Here is a 17,856-nt window from a genome sequence, read left to right as displayed (position 1 = left end):
TCGCAATGGACAAAAGGCCCGACAGCGCGAAGGCCATCCGCGCCGCTTATTTGAAGGCGATGGCAGACGAAGCCGACGAGACCGGCGTCTTCGCCCATATCGTTCGGATGCTCTGGAGGTCCGACGACCCTGAGCAGCGCATGGCAGCCAAGCTCTTGCTCGGGTACTGCAGGACGGGCCAATTCTCTGAAGCAGCAAAGGCGATGATCGGTAGGCCGACTGGTTCGGTCAAATGCATAAGGACCCCGACAGGTGAGCGCAAGGCGTGCGAGGTTCCTCGCAACGAGATTGCACTTTCGGTGTTCCTTCGGCTTGGGCCCGACCCCAGGCCTCCCATGTTCGCGCTGGCAGCAATCTTCGACGCGGATGAACGCGGGCGCTCGCTGCGCCGGCGCAAGCTGGGGAAGGCCGTCGCCGACACGGCTCTCTTCTTCGGCATAAGCGAGAAGGTGGTGCGAGACTGTTTCGACGGGCACTGCAACGAACTTCTCCTGTTTGGCAACGTGATCACATGGTCATGACGAAAAGTGCGCCGGATTGACCGTCTTTATCGTTATGAAACAGCCAAATCGTTGTTTTGCCTCGCACTTTCATTAGTGCTGTCATGGGCTGACCACACCTCTCAAGGATTGCCAGCCATGAACACGACTGCAGGGGTTGAGCGTACCGATCCCATAGCGAACCTTCTTTCGACGATGCCTGACAACCGGCTTACCTATTCGATCAAGGAGGTCGCCGCCATGACAGGCCTGAGCCAGCGGACAGTTCTACGCCGCATCGCCGACGGCAGCCTCCCAGCGATCCGCAGCCACGGCAGAACGTTGATCCCGAAGCAAGGTGGCTACGAGGCAGCCTAAACCCGCCGGCAGGTTCCCAGCTCGGCGGGTCAAGGTTGTTTTCGGGCTGGTGAGAAGGTCCAAAATTACCCTCCGTTTGCAGTCTAGGTCAACTGCCCGGCACCTTACAATGTGAGGGCCGATGCCTGCACAGCTACCCGTAAAACTTCGCCCGGATCTCAGGCCGGATAATTCCGACCTGATGGTATCCGTCCGGCTGGTGCGCTTGGCGCGCAATGCTCTACAAGCGGCGACGCTAAAGCTCGATGAAGCCGGATATGCCTGCGAGGCGCTAGGCGACCTTTACGCTGACTGCGCCGGACTTATCGCCGACTGGGCCGGCCGTACACCCAAATCCATTCCCGATCACATCGTCCGCGCCGCTGTCGACTATCGCCAACAGCACGGCAGGAGCTATTGATGGACACCCTCCCGTACAAGCGCCGCCGCAAAGCCACCGACGATATCTCGACCATTACGGAAGACGGCGCTGCGCTCGCTTTCGCGACCTACTTTTCAGATAGACTTCGCTACGACCATGACGCCGGAATGTGGTACGAGTGGAGCGGCTCACACTGGCGGCCGATCAAGACGAAAACCGCCTTCCACTGGACGCGCGAACTGGCGCGGGAATTGGCCACAAGCATCTCCGACAAGGAGGCGGCCGCCGTGCGGAAGACCAGCTTCGCGGCAGGCGTCGAACGCTTCGCGCAAGCCGACCCGCTTTTCGCCGTTACGTCCGAAATCTGGGACGCGGACCCGTTGCTTCTTGGAACGCCGGGCGGCACCGTCGACCTTCGCGACGGCTTGCTGTTCGAGGCCCGTCCTGCCGACCACATCTCGAAGCTCACGGCGGTTGCGCCTTCGTCGACGGCCGAATGCCCGCTGTGGCTGCGCTTCCTCGGCGACGCGACCGGTGAGGATGCTGGAATGGTTCGTTTCCTGCAGCAGTGGTGCGGCTACTGCCTCAGCGGTGATATCAGGGAACATGCGCTTGTGTTCGTGCATGGCGACGGCGGCAACGGCAAAAGCGTGTTTATGAACACCATCGCCGGCATCATGGCCGACTACGCCACTACTGCGCCAATGGACACATTCACCGCTTCGATAGGCGACCGGCACCCGACTGACGTCGCCATGCTCAGGGGCGCACGTCTGGTGACAGCTTCCGAAACGGAGGAAGGGAAGCCGTGGGCCGAAAGCCGCATCAAGAGCCTTACGGGCGGTGACCCCATTACCGCGCGCTTCATGCGCGTCGACTTCTTCACCTACAGGCCTACGTTCAAGCTCATGATCGTCGGCAACCATCAGCCACAGCTTAGAACCGTCGACGAAGCGGCGCGCCGACGCTTCAACATCGTTCCGTTCACGCGCAAGCCCGCTGTGCCGGATCAGGAGCTTGTAACGAAGCTCAAAGGCGAATGGGCGGCGATCCTGCGCTGGATGATCGATGGCTACCTCGACTGGCAGGCGAACGGCCTTGTACGGCCCGCCAAAGTCGTCGACGCAACGGCCGGCTATTTCGCCGATCAGGACCTGTTCGCCCAATGGCTGGCCGACGAATGCGATTGCGAGCCCGGCAATTCCTACAAATGGGAAACGACTGCAAAGCTGTTCGCGAGTTGGGCCGGTTACTGCAAGGCGTCCGGCGAGGCGTCCGGAACCGCCAAAAGCTTCACTCAGGCTATGGGTCGGCACGGCTTGCGGCAACGTCGAACCATGAAGGCGCGCGGCTTCGAAGGCGTTCGGCTGAAGCCCTACAACACATTCGCGCATGACACATGACGCATCATGACACGTTTTTCTGTATCGCCCTTAGCCCTGCGCGCGTGCGCGGTGATATGGAAAAACGCGTCATTTCCCGTCATGCGTCATGCCATCTCAGGGCGCTAACCGAAGATCGACTACCGATCAGTTATAGCGCAATCCCAGAGTATGGGGTATTATGGCACCACAATGCGCAATGCAAAATTGAACACACGGCAGGAACGTTTCTGCCTCAGCCTTGCTGAGGGCCTCCCGCAATCTCGCGCATATGTTGACGCTGGCTATGCTGCGCGTGGCAATGCCGCTGAAGCAAGCGCTTCCCAGCTTCTAAGAAATCCTAAGGTCGTCCGCCGCCTTGCCGAGTTGCAGACGAAGGCTGCGAGGCGTTCGGAGATCACGGTCGACGATTTGATTGCAGAGCTCGATGACATGCTCAAGTTGGCGCGCGCGACCAAAAATCCATCAGCGGGCGTTACGGCCATCATGGGCAAAGCGAAGCTGCTGGGGCTGATCGTTGACAAAGCCGAAGTCGCCACCACGCTGCGAAAGCCCCTCCGTATGCCCGGCGATCGAGAGCAGATGAGCCTTGAAGAGTGGACGGCTAAGTTTGCGCCGAGGCGGCTGGCGTCCTAGGCGCGTGCGACATCTCGAAGAGTTTGCATCTTCTCGTAGTTCAATGGTCAGGTCATACCTGATATTGCTCGCTCAATTCAAAGCGGGTGACGAACGAGAAATGAGCAAAAAAAACAAAACACCAAAGCGACGGAAGGCCGCGAAGAAGGCTGCATATCGTGTCTTGGCAAGACAGCCGTTGTCAATCGACGTTGCCGTCAAACAAGTCGCCTTATCGATACAGGGGGTGTCATGCAGCATCGCGATCAGGCCTGCGCACTCAGAGCCGGCTCGTCAAAAAGAGGTCGGCGGATCAATTTTAGCTATCGAGTTCGAAGGAGAGGAAGATACAGATCTCATTGCTGCAGCCCGCGACGGATTTGAGCTAATCGAAGATTTTCTGTCTGCAGTCGCGTTGGTATCTGGCTCAACTTTTGGGCCGAGCACACTTGACCAAGTGGCCCGCCTTGGCACCGCCAAGAAAGAGAACTGCGAGTTTCTGCAATTCTTGGAACTCCCCAACCGCCATTGGCATGAAGCAATATCCGAACCGATGATCAAGACAGTGAGGGGTTTGCTTGCTCATTGGGATGGGTTGGAAAGCGGCAACCGGCTTCGACGCGCAGCGCGCCGATACCGAGAGGCAGCAGGACGTCTAGATGACATTGCTGCTTTCCAAGGGGCTTACGTAGGGTTGGAGGCGATGGAACCTCCATTAGCAAAGATGGTTGGTCTTGCGCCCGGGACAGAACTTGTAAAAGGGAGTTGTGAGCACTGCGGCAAAGATTACACACGAAAAAAGAGTACACTGGTGGGTGTCCGCGCCTTCGTCATGGAGAGCTTGGACCCTGCGAATGCCGATCCACAGCGCAAAGGCGACTGGAAGCTCATAAATACGCTTCGCAATGATCTAATGCATGGCCTGGCCGATGAAGGTGACCTTAAGAGCCGCCCATTTGACGCGCTTGTCGCGTCGATGCATTACCTCCATGACGCAATATTGGTTTGCTCCCACGCAACCGATCAGTACAGCGAGAAATATCGGCTTGTTCGAGCATTTCCGTGGGTTCTTGCCGGTTCGTATACGGCGAGATCGTGGAAAGAACTGAGTGAGTGGGACCAGATCATAGGAACCTCCGAGTTTAAATGGGTCAGTCATGCAGGCCATGGTCTTGTCCCGGAAATCCACATTGTAAACCATGAGAAGGACTTGGGAGCCGGTTTCGCACGCTTAACCAAGCCAATTTCATTCGCTACGATGTGGGACCTTCAGCCGGTACCCACTATGGGAATGGATTGAAACCGCGCTTAGGCGTGCGCTGCCTCTCAAGAACCGCCCAACCGAAATTGCTGGCTCGAACCGCACCACAGACTGCGAGTTGTAAACATTGTAAATGAGCGTATACAGTCATTACATGATGCAAAATCGCTCAATAAAATCCGTTATTTCCTATGTTCGCGTCTCGACCGACCGTCAGGGTAAAAGTGGGCTTGGCCTCGAAGCACAGCGTCAGGCCATCGTCCGTTTCGTAGAGGCAGAAGGCTCTGAGATAATCGGCGAGTTCGTCGAGGTCGAAACCGGCAAGGGCTCAGATGCTCTTGCCAAGCGCCCACAGCTTGCTGCAGCGCTGGCGGCAGCCAAGCGCAATGGGGGCTGCCCGGTAGTCGTTGCCAAGCTCGACAGGTTGGCGAGAGATGTCAGCTTCATCTCCAGCCTCATGTCTCGGCAGATACCGTTTGTCGTCGCCGAATTGGGCGCGGGCGTCGATCCGTTCATGCTGCACATTTACGCGGCCTTTGCCGAGCGGGAACGAACGATGATCTCCCAGCGTACCAAGGAGGCCCTAGCAGCGGCAAAGGCGCGCGGTGTCAAGCTTGGCGGCCCGAAGCTTGCTGAAGCGCAGCAAAAATCGATGGAGGTTCGCATGGCGCAGGCCGACGCCTTCGCTGCCAACATCCTCCCGATCATCCGCAACATCCAAGCGAGCGGGGTCAAATCCCTGAGGCAGATCGCGGTGGCACTCAACGCGCGCGGCATGGCGACAGCGCGCGGCGGAACGTGGACGGCTGTTCAGGTCACCGACATCATCAATCGCATTGCTCGTCTGAAATCTAATCCGCCCCCGCCGGTCGCTGCTGAACCGCAAAATGATCCGACGCGCGGTGCGGGGCCAATATTGCGGACGCCGCTCGGCTCGCGCTGGTAGCCCCCGGCACCCCCACCGGGGTTTGTCGGTGGCGGGGTAGGGGGCCACTTGTGGGGCCCCGGTGGGGCCTGCCCGAGACCATCGTCCGCAGTCCGGAATCTCCCATGTCCTGCCGCTTGTCGCGCGCCCGTTCATCCATTATCCGGGCCTGATCAAAAACGAGTGGGTGCTGCGTGCATATCGACCTTGATGATGCCCGGCTGCTTCTAAATCGCGCAAAGAAGCATATACAGGAAATCACGGACCTTTTCGGGAGGCAGTCTCCTGCGCCTGTTTGGTCAATTGAATGCCGCCAAGACACCCACGGTAAGTTCGTTTATAGCCTCCGAATCCATCGAGCCAAACTACGCGAAGTGAAGCCCGTCATGGCTGACGCGGCGAATAATTTGGTCCACAGCCTTGATCACGTAGCAGCCGCATGTGCCCGCTTTGCTAACACAGGCCGCAGCAAAAACCTCTACTTTCCCCTCGCAGATGACGATGCAAAATTCGCGAAGTTCGAAAGGGAAGTTCGCCCCTTGGTGGGTGCCCTCTACATGGATCTTTTCGCGAAACTTCGGACACAGAACAGAGGACCGTTTCATCCGAACAGGTATTCGTACTTGGCGCTAATGAGGGAGATGGCGCGTGACAATAAGCACTGGAATCTCTCTCTGGCGCACTCACGGGCAAACGCTATAGCGTGGGCGTTACCCGGCGCTCCAAGACAGACTATTGTGGAAATTCCCGAAGCTCACTTCGAAACTTCCGAAGAATTTGAGTTTTGGAAAACCGCTGAACCGGCTCCAGCGGGAATGGGTTTTTCGATACTTGTGGGACTAACCCTTAAGGGTTTTGCATCCTTCCCGGACGCCAGCATCGACAGTGCATTCGAAGAGGCAGCGCGCTTAGTGGAAGAGGTGATCATGGAAACCGAGGGGGCGGCGGCGAATACGCCATGATGCAGTTGCGGTCGAGCCCACTTAGATTGAGCTTAACGGCCGCCGCAGCCTTATGGAAGGCGGAGGGCTAGGCGCACCTGATAGCCCGGTTCCGTTCCTGCGCAGCTGCGTCTAGGTTGCTGGCAGGAGGGAGGATTCCGATGACGCTATGGCTTCTGGTAGACACCTCGGTATGGCTGGATCTCGCGAAGGACTGGCGGCAGCAGGCGGTTATCCGAGCGATGCGCGAAAGTGCCCGCCGCCCCGGACTCGAACTGGTCGTGCCAGACATCGTCAGGGATGAGTTCGCCCGCAACAAGGAGCGCGTGGCCGCTGAGGCGCGGCGCAGCTTACAGACCCATTTCCGGCTCGTTCGCGAGGCCGTCGACAAATTCGGCGACGATGCCACCAAAGTGGGCACATTGAGAAATTTGAGCGAAGTCGACCACAAGATCGTCGTCACCAATGGGGCCGTTACGGGATCCGTGAAGTGGATCGAGACTCTGCTCGCTGGAGGCCGCCGCATGCGGATCACGAACGCCATCAAACAGCGTGTCGCAGAAAGAGCGCTAACAGCGGTCGCTCCATACCATCGCCAGCGCAATAGTGCCGGCGACGCCGCTATCCTCGAATGTTATGCAGAGGTTGTCCGTAAGGGTGGTCAGTATGACACGTTCCATTTCGTGACCCATAATGCGGATTCCGACGTGAAGCCGGCCGCCATTCCGATCAAACACCGGCCACCATTCCGGTATGAAGCCGGCCACCATTCCAACCAAAGACCGGCCGGTTTTCGGCACTGAAGATTACCTCCTGGGTCAGCAACTTTGGCATCAATTACCTCGCGATGAACGAGGACATTTTGATGCCGGCAAAGAGAAGGCTGACCATGAGACAGTTGAGACAAATGCTTCGGCTTGCCGGAAGCGGGACCAGCTCCCGCGAGATTGCGGTCGTGCTGGGAATAGCACGCAGTACGGTGCAGGATAATCTGCGGCGCGCAGCGGCAATCGGGTTGAGCTGGCCCCTGCCAGGCGAGCTGACCGATGACGCGCTTGAGAACAAACTCTTCGCTCGCAATGGCGTCAAGCAGGGCACGCGGCGGCGCACAGAGCCGAACTGGGCCCATCTTGCCGTCGAGCTCAAGAAGCCGGGCGTCACGCTCCTCATCTTGTGGGAGGAGTATCGAGGAAGTCATCCCGACGGATATGGCTACAGCCGGTTCTGCGAGCTCTTTCGCAGCTTCGAACAGCGGCTTTCGCCGACGATGCGCCAGGAACACGCCGCCGGCGACAAGGTCTTCGTCGACTATTCCGGCAAGAAGATCCCGATCGTTGATCGAGACACCGGCGAGATCCGTGAGGCGGAGATCTTCGTGGCAGTGCTGGGTGCGTCCAGCTTGACCTATGCCGAAGCGACCTGGACCCAGACACTGCCGGATTGGATTGGTTCACACGTCAGGATGTTTCGTTTCTTTGATGGCGTTCCCCGCCTGATCGTCCCCGACAATCTGAAGTCGGGCGTCAGCCGCGCCAGCTTCTACGATCCCGAGATCAATCGCAGCTACGGCATGATGGCATCCCATTATGGCGTCGGCGTTCTTCCGGCACGGCCGCGACGGCCGAAGGACAAATCGAAAGTCGAGAACGGCGTGCGTTTCGCCCAGTCATGCATTCTGGGGCGGCTGCGCAACCAGACCTTCTTCTCGCTGGCCGAGGCCAATGCCGCAATTCGCCAGGCACTCAATCGCATCAATGATCACGTCATGCGTCGGCTGGGCGTCAGTCGCCGGCAACTGTTTGAGAGCGTCGAGCGTGCTGCGCTGGCAAGCCTTCCGAGCGAAGACTACGAATTCGCCGAGTGGCGTTTGGCCCGCGTCTCGACGGATTACCACGTCGAGTTCAAGACCTTCTTCTATTCCGTACCGCACAACCTCATTCGTCAGCAAGTCGATCTGAGGGCAACGGCACGCACCATCGAGATCTTCCACCGCGGCAAGCGCATTGCCGTCCATCAGCGCCGCTATGGCGGCCCTCGTCATGGGACGGATCCGGATCATATGCCCAGCTCCCACCGGCGATATGCCGAGTGGACGCCGGATCGTTTCCGTCGCTGGGCCGCATCCGTCGGGCCCGAGACGGAAGGCTTGGTTGTCGCAATCCTCGCCAGCCGCCCACATCCTGAACAAGGCTTTCGAACATGCCTGGGTGTCCTTCGCCTGTTTCGCGATGTCACACGCGATCGCGCCGAAGCCGTCTCAGCCCGCGCTGTCGAGATCGGTGGGCTGAACTGCAAGAGCATCGCCTCGCTCATCGCCAATCACAAGGCCGCAAGGCATTCCACCGAACCGACCGCCATCGTCGATCACGCCAATCTGCGTGGCCCTGATTACTTCCATTGAGGAGACATACCAATGCTCATCCATCCGACCATCAACATGCTGCGCGAACTCGGCCTTCATGGCATGGCCACTGCCTTCCAGGAACTCGACGCACAATCCGAAGCACGCGGCCTCGAGCATGGCGAATGGCTTGCCATGCTGCTCGAGCGCGAGGCTACCATGCGCCGCCAGAAGCGTTTCGAAGCCCGCGCCAGAGCTGCAAAACTTCGCCATGACGCACAGATCGAGAATGCCGACTTTCGTGCCGCACGCGGTCTTGATCGCAATCTGTTCATGGCGCTCGCCGGCTGCGACTGGATCAGAAAGCATCACAGTCTTCTCATCACCGGGCCGGCCGGCGTCGGCAAGAGCTGGCTGGCCTGTGCGCTTGGCCACAAAGCTTGCCGAGAGGATTTCTCCGTCGCCTATCACCGCGTTCCCCGGCTGTTTGCAACGCTTGCCCTCGCGAGAGGCGACGGACGTTATGGCCGGATCCTCAAGCAACTCGCCAAAACCGACCTTCTCATTCTCGATGACTGGGGACCGGAAAAACTCAATGATGACCAGCGGCGTGATGTGCTTGAGATCATTGAAGACCGCTACGAACGCCGATCGACAATCGTCACCAGTCAGCTGCCCCTGGATCGCTGGTACGAGATCATTGCAAACCCAACCCTGGCCGATGCCATCCTGGACCGCCTCGTTCACAACGCCTATCGCATCGATCTCACCGGTGAAAGCATGCGAAAACAGCGCTCGCCGAGAGCGTCCGAAACAGCGCACGCTTGACCTGAAACGAAACCCAATCCAAACATCAACGAGACCCAGGATCAGTCCGAAAAATGGCCGGCTTCAAATCGGAACACCGGCCGGAATGAAATCGGAATGACTGGCCGGCTTCAAATCGGAATCGATGGCCGGCTTCGTCGGAATACGCAACCCATAACACCAAGGACTTCAGCGAGGAGGCAGGAGACCGTCGAAAGCCCCACCCAGATCTCGCCCCCCTGTTCGACGGTGGGAGGTCCGTCTATTGGACATCACTTGTCGACGCACTGAACGGGTTCGAGCCGGGCTTGCTCGAAGAGATCGACGCGGAATTCAATTGGACCGATGCGCCGCGTGGTCTATCGGAAATCCTTGAGGCCGAACGCCTGCTGGAAAGGCAGATTTGGTATAACCGCCATCAGAACTTGCGCATCGGCATCGAGCGCGGCAACGAGAAGATCGTCACGAATGAGGAGTGGTCGGTAGCTGAGCCACGCCACCGCCAAAATATGACGACCGCCGGCACTTGGCGCATTGCTCAAGATTCTGCACGCAGGACCGAAGAAGAGATCGGTACCGACAAACTCGGCCCGTGGACGAACTTCGAATGGGGCATGCTAAATGGCAAACTGTCGGCACTGCGTTGGGTAATGGGCGATGAGTGGGACATGTTGGACACGTAGGGAGCGGAAGCGTGAAGGGGCTGCAAGCCCCCTCCCCGTTTATTGGCAGGCGCGGTGCGGGGGTGGCTTGTGGAGCCTCTTGGATATGCACACCGCGATTTAGAAGGCAGCATGATCCCGAGTATCTCGGTCCTATTGGTTCCTTTGTATCTACGCGGGAAGAGCAGGTTCCGCTTCCAAGGGACCGCTGTAGAGTTCCGCGCCAGTGCGTTTGTCAGGGCGCAGCTCTCTCATTCGCAACAGGACTTGGTTTTTGGTGAAGGAAAAAACACAGTAGGTGTTTCGTTCTGCTGCGGGGCGACGATCCGCCGAAACGCCAGTACTACCATTAGAAATTATCGTCATCGCCGGGTTTAATGCTCCCCCCATCAATGGGATAGTTTGGTAGCGGGACAACCGAGGTACATGCTGGTGTCCGTGTACCGCCAAATGGACCTTTGCCTCTTGCGCCATGTCAAGAAGTTTGGCCGCGTCAAGCGACAATGTAACGCCCTTTTCGTTCGGGGTCTCGACATCCGTTACAGGAAGCAAATGGTGGTGCAATGCCATGAGTCGAAACGTCGGCATTTCAACGGGTTCGTTTCCAAGTGCCTTGATAATATCTAGGCCACTTGGGCCGACATATCCGTACTCCGTCCACTTTGTCGCCAAAATTCGACACGAATTAAGGACCGCAATGATCACGTCGGTCTCAGCCAGCTTAATTCTCTGGATGTAATCGAGGGGTTCTTTCCACGATCTATTGGTTAATTTATCAACGAATAAGCGATACTGGTTCTCATGCTGGTATGAAATCTGATTGTTGACCGAAATCTCAGCAACATTTATCTTTTCACCTTCAGGATATCTTTGGACATCGTGATTTCCGGGCAGTGCAATTATGTGGGTCGCGTCAACGCCCAGCGCTTTCTGCAACGCGTGAAGCTCATTCACCACATCGCCGACGAGCTTATCGCTCCAGTCGCCGTTCGACGTGAAATCACCTGTGACGAGAATAGCGCTGATGTCGCCGTCGAGCCCAATGCGTGCCAAGTCGGCAAGGATGCAGTCAGTTAGAGTCCCCCTCGTATCGCCAACTTCTGGTTTGGAGTTTTGGACAAGAAAACCGTAATGAGCCCCGAAATGCAGATCAGAAAGGTGCAGGACGCTCGACTTTCTACTCCTGCTGTTGTCCTCAACAACCACTGGAGTCGGTTCTGCTTGCTCATCGGATAAGTTGACGAGAGTGCCGTCGCCGAACCTCTTCCCAATCCTATCGTCGTAGTCGATCTGTTCGAGCGAAACCAGCAAGAACCAGCCGAAGACGTCGCGCGCTTTAGCCCGATAATAAGAAGGCACAAGTCCAAGGTCAGGTTTAGCACCTTCTCCCATCTGTTGAGCTATCGATATGGCCTGAAACATCCGCTGAGTTGAACGATCCAATATCAGAACTTCCAGTTCCTGCCCCTCGGGCAAGCTCTTGAAGAAATCACTGTGGTCGTCCTCAAAGTCCTTTTTCCACCATCCCCACCAGACCGCTCCGTCGTGCGTAATGATCTCGCGGTGAGCCTGGATTGTGTCGATGTCCGGTGTTGTATCCCTAAACCGTAGCGCTATTGCCGGTGAGACCATTCGAGAAATCTCCAATATGGGGGCTTTGGAATGGCCCAATCTGCAAGCTGGGGAAGCTGACTTAGCTGAGTATCGAAAGAAACAGAGTTGTCCAACGACGCCAATCTCCGAAGAAATCCGGCTAGAGCAGCAGGATCTTTAACGAGTGCCACTTCGTTCCGTGAACTCCACAGATCAATTTCTCCGCGACCTGACGCTCGCTTGCTCACGGATGGCCACGTCCAGCCCACTGATCGTGAATGCGGTACGATTTGAACCGGGCCCCCATTGTATGTTTGTACGGAATGGTCGCCGTTGTATGGATGCATTCTCAGAGCAAGTTGATAGTTATTTAGAGTGAATCTCAACCACTGCTGAGGCCGATCTTCGAGGGAAGGAATTTTTGGTAGTTTTTTTACTTTAATGCTAAGTAGGCGGCCCCGACGGGGAGTGTGCGACAGCTCACGTCCCGTCGGTTCGACATCGGCTTGGCGCTCGAAGATTGGTGTTTCATAGATCGGACTGAATGAGGAAGGCTGGGCAGTTGCCCATTGCCTCAACCATTCCAACACGAATTGATACTCTATTTCATCGTTAGGCCGCGTTCCCGCCGGCCAAATGGTCGCCAAAATCTCACCGTCAACACCGACGCAGTTGGCCGTCCAAGCCAGCCAGCAAAGGACATGTTCGACATACCAAGGCGGGTCTACGATTGCCGCCGTGTAGCCGGACACGATGGGTGTATTTTCATCGATATCGATTGCGAGATGTTGGGAGACCAGTTGGATCGGCTGCCTGTCGATGAGCATCACGTCCCGGCCGATAGTCGATAGGTGCCGAGCCAAGTTGGGAGTGCCGACCGCGAGAACAGAGCCTTCAACGGGCAGGATCTTCGAAAGGGTGGCGATTGTGCCGGGCGTATACCTCCAATCAAAATCCAGCGGATGAGGCTCAGGTAGTTGACGCACGATCAGGTGCCCGTAGTACAAATTCGGATACATTCTGATGCCTGCGGAGCAGGCAGCGCGCAAGACGCTGATGCACAAAATTTGAAGGCGGGCACTTGCGTGCCAGAGAAAGCCGGCGAAGCGAAACGTCTGGCCAGTGCCCAATGGCAACCGGCGAGCTTCTGGCTGACGGGGTTTCCGTACGCGGGAGGGCCTCTCTTTGTCGGGCAGTTATCAGGGTCAAGCTCAGCAATTGTGTCCAGCGATAGCCGCCCGGCACTCATTGTCGCGGACGAAGCGCCTCGAAGCGCTTCAGAAACTCGCGACGCGCATCGGGGGGACTGAGATGACGAATCTTGATGTCTGCAGGAATGACACCTGCTTCCTTTGCCCAGCTATCGGTGCCTGGCGCCATCACTTGCGCCTGCTCGGCGGCCAATACGCTCAAATCGGCAGCCTTAACCGCATCACGGTAGCCACTACTTAGCCCGAAGCGCTTTGATATTGCGTCCTCCACGTTTACCTCGATGGCCTTGTATTCGGGTAGAAGTTGCTTCAGCGGACGGGTTACGTCCCCAATGAACGCTTCAGCCGCATCGTGGAGAAGGGCCTCATAAGGGTAATCAACAGCGACGTCGCTCACCAGCAGGCTATGTTCAGCAACTGAGTAGAAGTTGCGGCATTGCCCGGCGTAGCGGCAGATGTGCGCCAAGCCGTGCGCTACGTCCTCGATGGTAAAGTTACTTCCGTGGGGATCAAGAAAATCAAAGATTCTGCCGCTGGATAGCGTGATAGTCGGTCCGCGCGCGACATTCACGGCTAAGACATCTCTGCGCATGATATTCATCACCTTGTTTCGCACAATATGGGCGTTGGGCCAACATTGCGCGGTGGACAACTTGAAAAATATGGCATTCGAAGGATGAATGGCACCATCTGGCGAATCATGTATTTGTTTTGCTTGCAATTTCTGCGACGATCACCATTTTTTAACTGGCGCGCCATTTTGCGCGATATGGGGGGATATATGCGTCTGGTGATAGTTCTCTCCGGTCCCATTGGGGTCGGAAAGTCATGCTTCGGCGAGCAGCTGCAGGCTTTGTTTGGCGCAATGCGGGTCTCAACCAGCAATTGGATTGTAGAGCACCGTGGTGTTGAACGCGAGCGGGGTGCGCTTCAAGCTGCGGGAGATAGCCTTGATATCGAGACAGGCGGCGCTTGGGTCGCCGACGCGGTTACCGAGAAAGCCTCGTCGATGGGCGATGAGGCCATACTGTTGGTCGATTCAGCGCGAATTGCTGCCCAAGTTGAAAAACTTCGCGAGCGGTTCGGCGATCGTGTCTTCCACGTTCATCTCCACGCGGAGGATATCTTGCTGGAGCAGCGATATCTCGCACGCGATCCCGCACACAAGGAGTTTACTACCTACGCCGAGGTTCGGGCCAATGGCACCGAGGCGGCTGTTGGTAGCCTTGCTGAGATCGCAGATCTGGTTATGGACGCTGATTATGCCGACGCTCGCACTTTGGCCGTGTCGGCGATGGCTTTCCGAGGCGTGACGGCTCCTCAACCTCAACGCCTTGTCGATGTCATTATAGGCGGCCAGTACGGCAGCGAAGGAAAGGGCAACATCTGCGCACATTTAGCTAATAGCTACGGGGTGTTGATGCGCATAGGTGGCCCTAACGCCGGCCATCTAGTGAAGGATCCGCCTTATAAATACGTCCAGCTGCCTTCCGGCACCGGTACCAACAAGGGGGCTGCCATCCTGATCGGTGCGGGCTCAACCCTTTGGCTGCCACAGCTGATGCTCGAAATCATGGAGCAGGGGCTAACGCCGGACCGTCTGTCAATCGACTCACAGGCAATGGTGATCGACGATGAGGACCGGCGGATTGAAGATGCGTTGACGTCTATCGCATCCACTAAGCAGGGTGTTGGCTCGGCCACCGCACGTAAGATTGTAAATCGGGGCAAGGTCGCAGTCTTTGGCCCGCCGGTGAAGCTGGCGCGTGACGTCCCTCAACTTGCCAAGTTCGTTCGCGATGTTCGCGCTGAACTTGACCGCCATTTCGCCGCCGGGACACGGGTGCTGCTGGAAGGCACGCAGGGAACACTGCTCAGCGTCCATCACGGTTTCTGGCCTAGCGTTACCTCGCGCGAGACATCCGCTGCTGGTTGTCTTTCAGATGCTGGCATCGCACCAGCGCTGGTGCGTCGAGTTATTCTGGTTCTGCGTACGTATCCAATCCGCGTCGGCGGAAATTCAGGTTGGATGGGGCGGGAAATAGAGATGGAGGTCGTCGCCCAGCGTTCCGGCATTCCAATCGACGAGTTCTTGAGAGTTGAGAAGGGGACTATCTCAGGCAACAAACGCCGTATGGCCGAGTTCGACTGGGCACAGTTGCGGCGCTCGGCGGTGCTGAATGGTGCCACGGACGTTGCTGTCACGTTCGCTGACTATCTGGGAACAGACAATCGGGCCGCAACTTCATTTGACGAGTTGAACGAGCAAACGCGAACGTTTATCGAGCGCGTCGAACGCGTAGCTGGCGCTCCGGTCACGCTCGTTTCAAAAGAGTTTGCGTTGGATGGCGTTCTTGAAAAGGGTTTCAAACGTGACTGAAGAGGATCTTGTCCAGCAATATCCGCGGCTCTGGCACATGGCGCATTCGGGCGCGTGGCCGGCGATACGTGACTACGGCCTGATGAGCGCGGCCGCCTTGCTCGACGACTACGGTGTCGAGGGTGAAAGTCGTCACCAATGGGGTTCTTGTAGACGGCCGGAATCTGTCCCGCTGGAAGCCAAAGGCCGGCCTGGGACCGTTCTTCGCGACCAGAAGCCTATGGACGATGGCCGGCTCGCAGGCTGCCTCGACGACGGACTGACCCCGCGTGACTGGTATGAACTATTGAATTCGCGCACCTTCTTCTGGCTCTCCCGCTCGCGGATATGGACGCTTCTCCGCGCCAGAGCCTACCGCAATGTCTCGCAGACGGTGCTGACGCTTGATACGGCCCGGCTTGTGGCAGCGCATCGAGATCGTATCTGGCTTAGCCCAATCAATAGCGGGGCGACGCTGTTTAAGCCACAAAGACGAGGCCTCGATACGTTCCGAAGGATCGTTGACTTCCCTTTCGAACAGCGCGCTGAGACGCGACGCCCCGAGAATAATGTCGTCGAACTGGTAGTCGACCATTCGGTCCCCGACGTGGCCGATTATGTGTTGGCTGTACATGAAGTTCGGGATGACCAAATCCTCTCCGAGATATGGCGCAGCCCCGACAGCGGGCCGGGCGATAAGCCGTGACGCTCTCGGGTTAGTGTTGGCGGTATGGCCGGTACGGTTCTTACCGTGCGGGCAGTCTGGCTGGCAGACCAGCCCGTCGCAACACGTCTGCAATGTGGCTGGTCAGCCCGACCTCGCCGATGACTGTTACACCTGCGTCGGGTGGTAGTTGATCAAGAAACACGCGGAGACGGTCAAGACCCTCGTCGACTCTAAATTCTGCCCAAGTACGTGCCTCACCGGGGACAATGGTCGTTGCCGAGCTTGATGTAGCCCCCCGGTGCAACTGGATTACCCACACGCGCTCTCCGTCGTGTACCCATTCGAACTTCACTGGGCCAAGCGTGTCACGGAGCTTCCCATAGACTGATCGAACGCCGTCGGTCACGTTTGTAGGCAGCATCTCGGGGAGGTCGATGCCGAGCATGAGCCGATCGCCCTCGCCGGATCGCCCTTCGATTATGAGGTTGCCGTCCGCATCGACAATTGCCGCTCCAGAATGGCCGGCTGGAACGGCATCCTGCCGTAGCACTGAGGCGACGACCTTCCCCTCAGGGTCTTCATTTGCAAGCAGCGCAAAAGGATCTGTCCAACCCTTGACGGTGGTGTAGAGACCGGGGTGTGGCTCCACCGGACAGGTCCGCGTCCAGACTTCAGAGGAGCCTGTCGGTGTACCAAAGACGAACGGCGCCACTCGCCTGTTGATTACCATGGTGCGCGGCACTGGCATTCCAAGTGTCTGGGCCATGAGAAGGCCGAACGTCTTGTCACCGAGAAAGCGGCTGAAATGATTGGGCCAACGTTGTGCCGCTGTAGTGGCTCCGGGAACGTTAATCTCATGCTCCCAGAGTAGGGTATGCGCCTGCTGCCATCCCCTTTTTATCGGATGGATACTAAATTCAATTCGTTCACCCAGCGCGGCGCTGAGTTGCGGCTTGAATCCGTAAACAGTCGACAGAACGTCCATAGCTTGGCCAAACGGCAGCGAAGCTACGCCCGGTTTCTCTACGCATCGAGGCGTGTCGTCCGGCGCAAACTCAATAGTCTGGCCCTGCAGAACGCCCGATACCCCGCCATCATGAATGTCGATAGTTTCGTTGACGATTAGGTGAAGCCCGTCGGCGGCTAAGCGGTTTGCATGAGCGAGTACGTCGTCAAGCGATTCCAGTCCATAAACAAACTCACGGCTGCGAGGGTCGTGCGGGCGGTAGCTACGGACATTCACTTTGCCTTCGCCGCTTCGAGCAAGCAATTCGGCGATCGCTTCGTTGACAGTAGCGAAGCGATGGTTCGGCGTGGCGCCAGCTACGCGACTGTAGGATTGCCTGAGCGCTCCTGCATCTGGGCGAAGAGCGACGAACTGTGCCACATTGCCGACAGTTGCCAGCCCGTCGAGCACTTCGTCCTTCTGTAGCAGCATTCGAGTCTATTCCCCTTTTTCCTCAGCCCGATGATCGTGGCAATTCCGTTCAGCGCGAGCTGACATACCTGCAGAGAGCTTGTTTATCCACCCAGAGCAAGGCGAAGTGCGCTTGTCGATTTTGGCCACCTGTAAGCGTATTGTCACCTTGCGGCCAGACCTCACAGCGCGGCAATTGCGCCGGGTCGAGGCCTGAGCGCATTCAGTGCAGCCAAGCGCAACCGGGCGGGGCAAGGCCGATCCGTCACCTTGTTCTTTAAGCCGGACTTGAAGGCATGGTATCGAAGCGTCGGGATAGCGAAAATCGCGGCGGCCAGTCTAGCAGTTGGCTGAAGACAAAGTGTCATAGGGTCAGCGAATTGAAGCGGGAAAGCTAGTTTTGGCGCTAGTGACTGACCAGAGCTGGCCGCGATGTCGGGGGCAGCCTTCATCACAT

The 17,856-nt window shown here is 57.5% G+C and carries 18 protein-coding genes; 14 read left to right on the top strand and 4 right to left on the bottom strand.

Annotation, left to right across the window (positions count from 1 at the left end; all coding sequences use genetic code 11):
- Window positions 1-5 precede the first annotated feature (5 nt).
- The 12 genes from ACVILI_RS02495 (at window position 6) to ACVILI_RS02440 (ending at window position 10,173) form a co-directional block, all read left to right on the top strand.
- Complete coding sequence (locus ACVILI_RS02495) at window positions 6-521, top strand: hypothetical protein (RefSeq protein WP_457102315.1); 516 nt, start codon at window positions 6-8, stop codon at window positions 519-521.
- A gap of 117 nt (window positions 522-638) precedes the next feature.
- On the top strand, window positions 639-857 hold the full coding sequence (locus ACVILI_RS02490; RefSeq protein ID WP_457102314.1) for a helix-turn-helix domain-containing protein: 219 nt from the start codon (window positions 639-641) through the stop codon (window positions 855-857).
- 121 nt (window positions 858-978) lie between these two features.
- On the top strand, window positions 979-1,257 hold the full coding sequence (locus ACVILI_RS02485) for a hypothetical protein (protein WP_457102313.1): 279 nt from the start codon (window positions 979-981) through the stop codon (window positions 1,255-1,257).
- Window positions 1,257-2,621 carry a phage/plasmid primase, P4 family gene (locus ACVILI_RS02480; protein WP_457102312.1) on the top strand — a complete coding sequence of 455 codons (1,365 nt, stop codon included), beginning with the start codon at window positions 1,257-1,259 and terminating at the stop codon, window positions 2,619-2,621. Before ACVILI_RS02485 ends, ACVILI_RS02480 begins: the two co-directional genes overlap by 1 nt.
- A 171-nt stretch (window positions 2,622-2,792) precedes the next feature.
- Window positions 2,793-3,236 (top strand): terminase small subunit, encoded by a 444-nt coding sequence (locus ACVILI_RS02475; protein ID WP_457102311.1) that lies wholly within the window; start codon window positions 2,793-2,795, stop codon window positions 3,234-3,236.
- Window positions 3,237-3,336: 100 nt separating this feature from the next.
- A complete protein-coding gene (locus ACVILI_RS02470; protein WP_457102310.1) occupies window positions 3,337-4,515 on the top strand; it encodes a hypothetical protein in 1,179 nt (392 codons plus the stop codon).
- Between the two features lie 94 nt (window positions 4,516-4,609).
- On the top strand, window positions 4,610-5,422 hold the full coding sequence (locus ACVILI_RS02465) for a recombinase family protein (RefSeq protein WP_457102309.1): 813 nt from the start codon (window positions 4,610-4,612) through the stop codon (window positions 5,420-5,422).
- 173 nt (window positions 5,423-5,595) lie between these two features.
- Window positions 5,596-6,363 carry a hypothetical protein gene (locus ACVILI_RS02460; RefSeq protein WP_457102308.1) on the top strand — a complete coding sequence of 256 codons (768 nt, stop codon included), beginning with the start codon at window positions 5,596-5,598 and terminating at the stop codon, window positions 6,361-6,363.
- Window positions 6,364-6,503: 140 nt separating this feature from the next.
- Window positions 6,504-7,145, top strand: a complete 642-nt coding sequence (locus tag ACVILI_RS02455) for a PIN domain-containing protein (RefSeq protein WP_457102307.1) — start codon at window positions 6,504-6,506, stop codon at window positions 7,143-7,145.
- An 86-nt stretch (window positions 7,146-7,231) separates the two neighbouring features.
- Window positions 7,232-8,743, top strand: coding sequence for an IS21 family transposase (istA, locus tag ACVILI_RS02450; RefSeq protein WP_148307437.1), 1,512 nt, complete (start codon window positions 7,232-7,234; stop codon window positions 8,741-8,743).
- Between the two features lie 12 nt (window positions 8,744-8,755).
- A complete protein-coding gene (istB, locus tag ACVILI_RS02445; protein ID WP_038646815.1) occupies window positions 8,756-9,511 on the top strand; it encodes an IS21-like element helper ATPase IstB in 756 nt (251 codons plus the stop codon).
- A 287-nt stretch (window positions 9,512-9,798) separates the two neighbouring features.
- Window positions 9,799-10,173, top strand: coding sequence for a hypothetical protein (locus ACVILI_RS02440; protein WP_457102306.1), 375 nt, complete (start codon window positions 9,799-9,801; stop codon window positions 10,171-10,173).
- 150 nt (window positions 10,174-10,323) lie between these two features.
- Here the strand turns inward: ACVILI_RS02440 and ACVILI_RS02435 are convergent, their stop codons facing one another.
- The 3 genes from ACVILI_RS02435 to ACVILI_RS02425 form a co-directional block, all read right to left on the bottom strand.
- The gene (locus ACVILI_RS02435) at window positions 10,324-11,784 is read right to left on the bottom strand and encodes a metallophosphoesterase family protein (RefSeq protein ID WP_457102305.1); all 1,461 of its coding nucleotides are present in this window, start codon (window positions 11,782-11,784) and stop codon (window positions 10,324-10,326) included.
- Complete coding sequence (locus tag ACVILI_RS02430; protein WP_457102304.1) at window positions 11,766-12,764, bottom strand: hypothetical protein; 999 nt, start codon at window positions 12,762-12,764, stop codon at window positions 11,766-11,768. The genes ACVILI_RS02435 and ACVILI_RS02430 overlap by 19 nt, the downstream gene beginning before the upstream one ends.
- 226 nt (window positions 12,765-12,990) lie before the next feature.
- The gene (locus tag ACVILI_RS02425) at window positions 12,991-13,557 is read right to left on the bottom strand and encodes a hypothetical protein (RefSeq protein ID WP_457102303.1); all 567 of its coding nucleotides are present in this window, start codon (window positions 13,555-13,557) and stop codon (window positions 12,991-12,993) included.
- A gap of 75 nt (window positions 13,558-13,632) precedes the next feature.
- Between ACVILI_RS02425 and ACVILI_RS02420 the strand changes: the two genes are divergently transcribed.
- Complete coding sequence (locus tag ACVILI_RS02420; RefSeq protein WP_457102302.1) at window positions 13,633-15,336, top strand: adenylosuccinate synthetase; 1,704 nt, start codon at window positions 13,633-13,635, stop codon at window positions 15,334-15,336.
- A complete protein-coding gene (locus ACVILI_RS02415) occupies window positions 15,302-16,021 on the top strand; it encodes a DUF7002 family protein (RefSeq protein ID WP_457102301.1) in 720 nt (239 codons plus the stop codon). The genes ACVILI_RS02420 and ACVILI_RS02415 overlap by 35 nt, the downstream gene beginning before the upstream one ends.
- A 40-nt stretch (window positions 16,022-16,061) precedes the next feature.
- On the opposite strand, the gene ACVILI_RS02410 is transcribed toward ACVILI_RS02415, so the two are convergent.
- Entirely contained in the window at window positions 16,062-17,420 is a 1,359-nt protein-coding gene (locus ACVILI_RS02410; protein WP_457102300.1) for a hypothetical protein, read from the bottom strand.
- Between the last annotated feature and the right edge of the window lie 436 nt (window positions 17,421-17,856).

Source organism: Mesorhizobium sp. USDA 4775 (genome assembly GCF_054062655.1).
The sequence above is the reverse complement of the archived record's forward strand: the minus strand, read 5'-3'. Positions and strand labels throughout refer to the sequence as shown.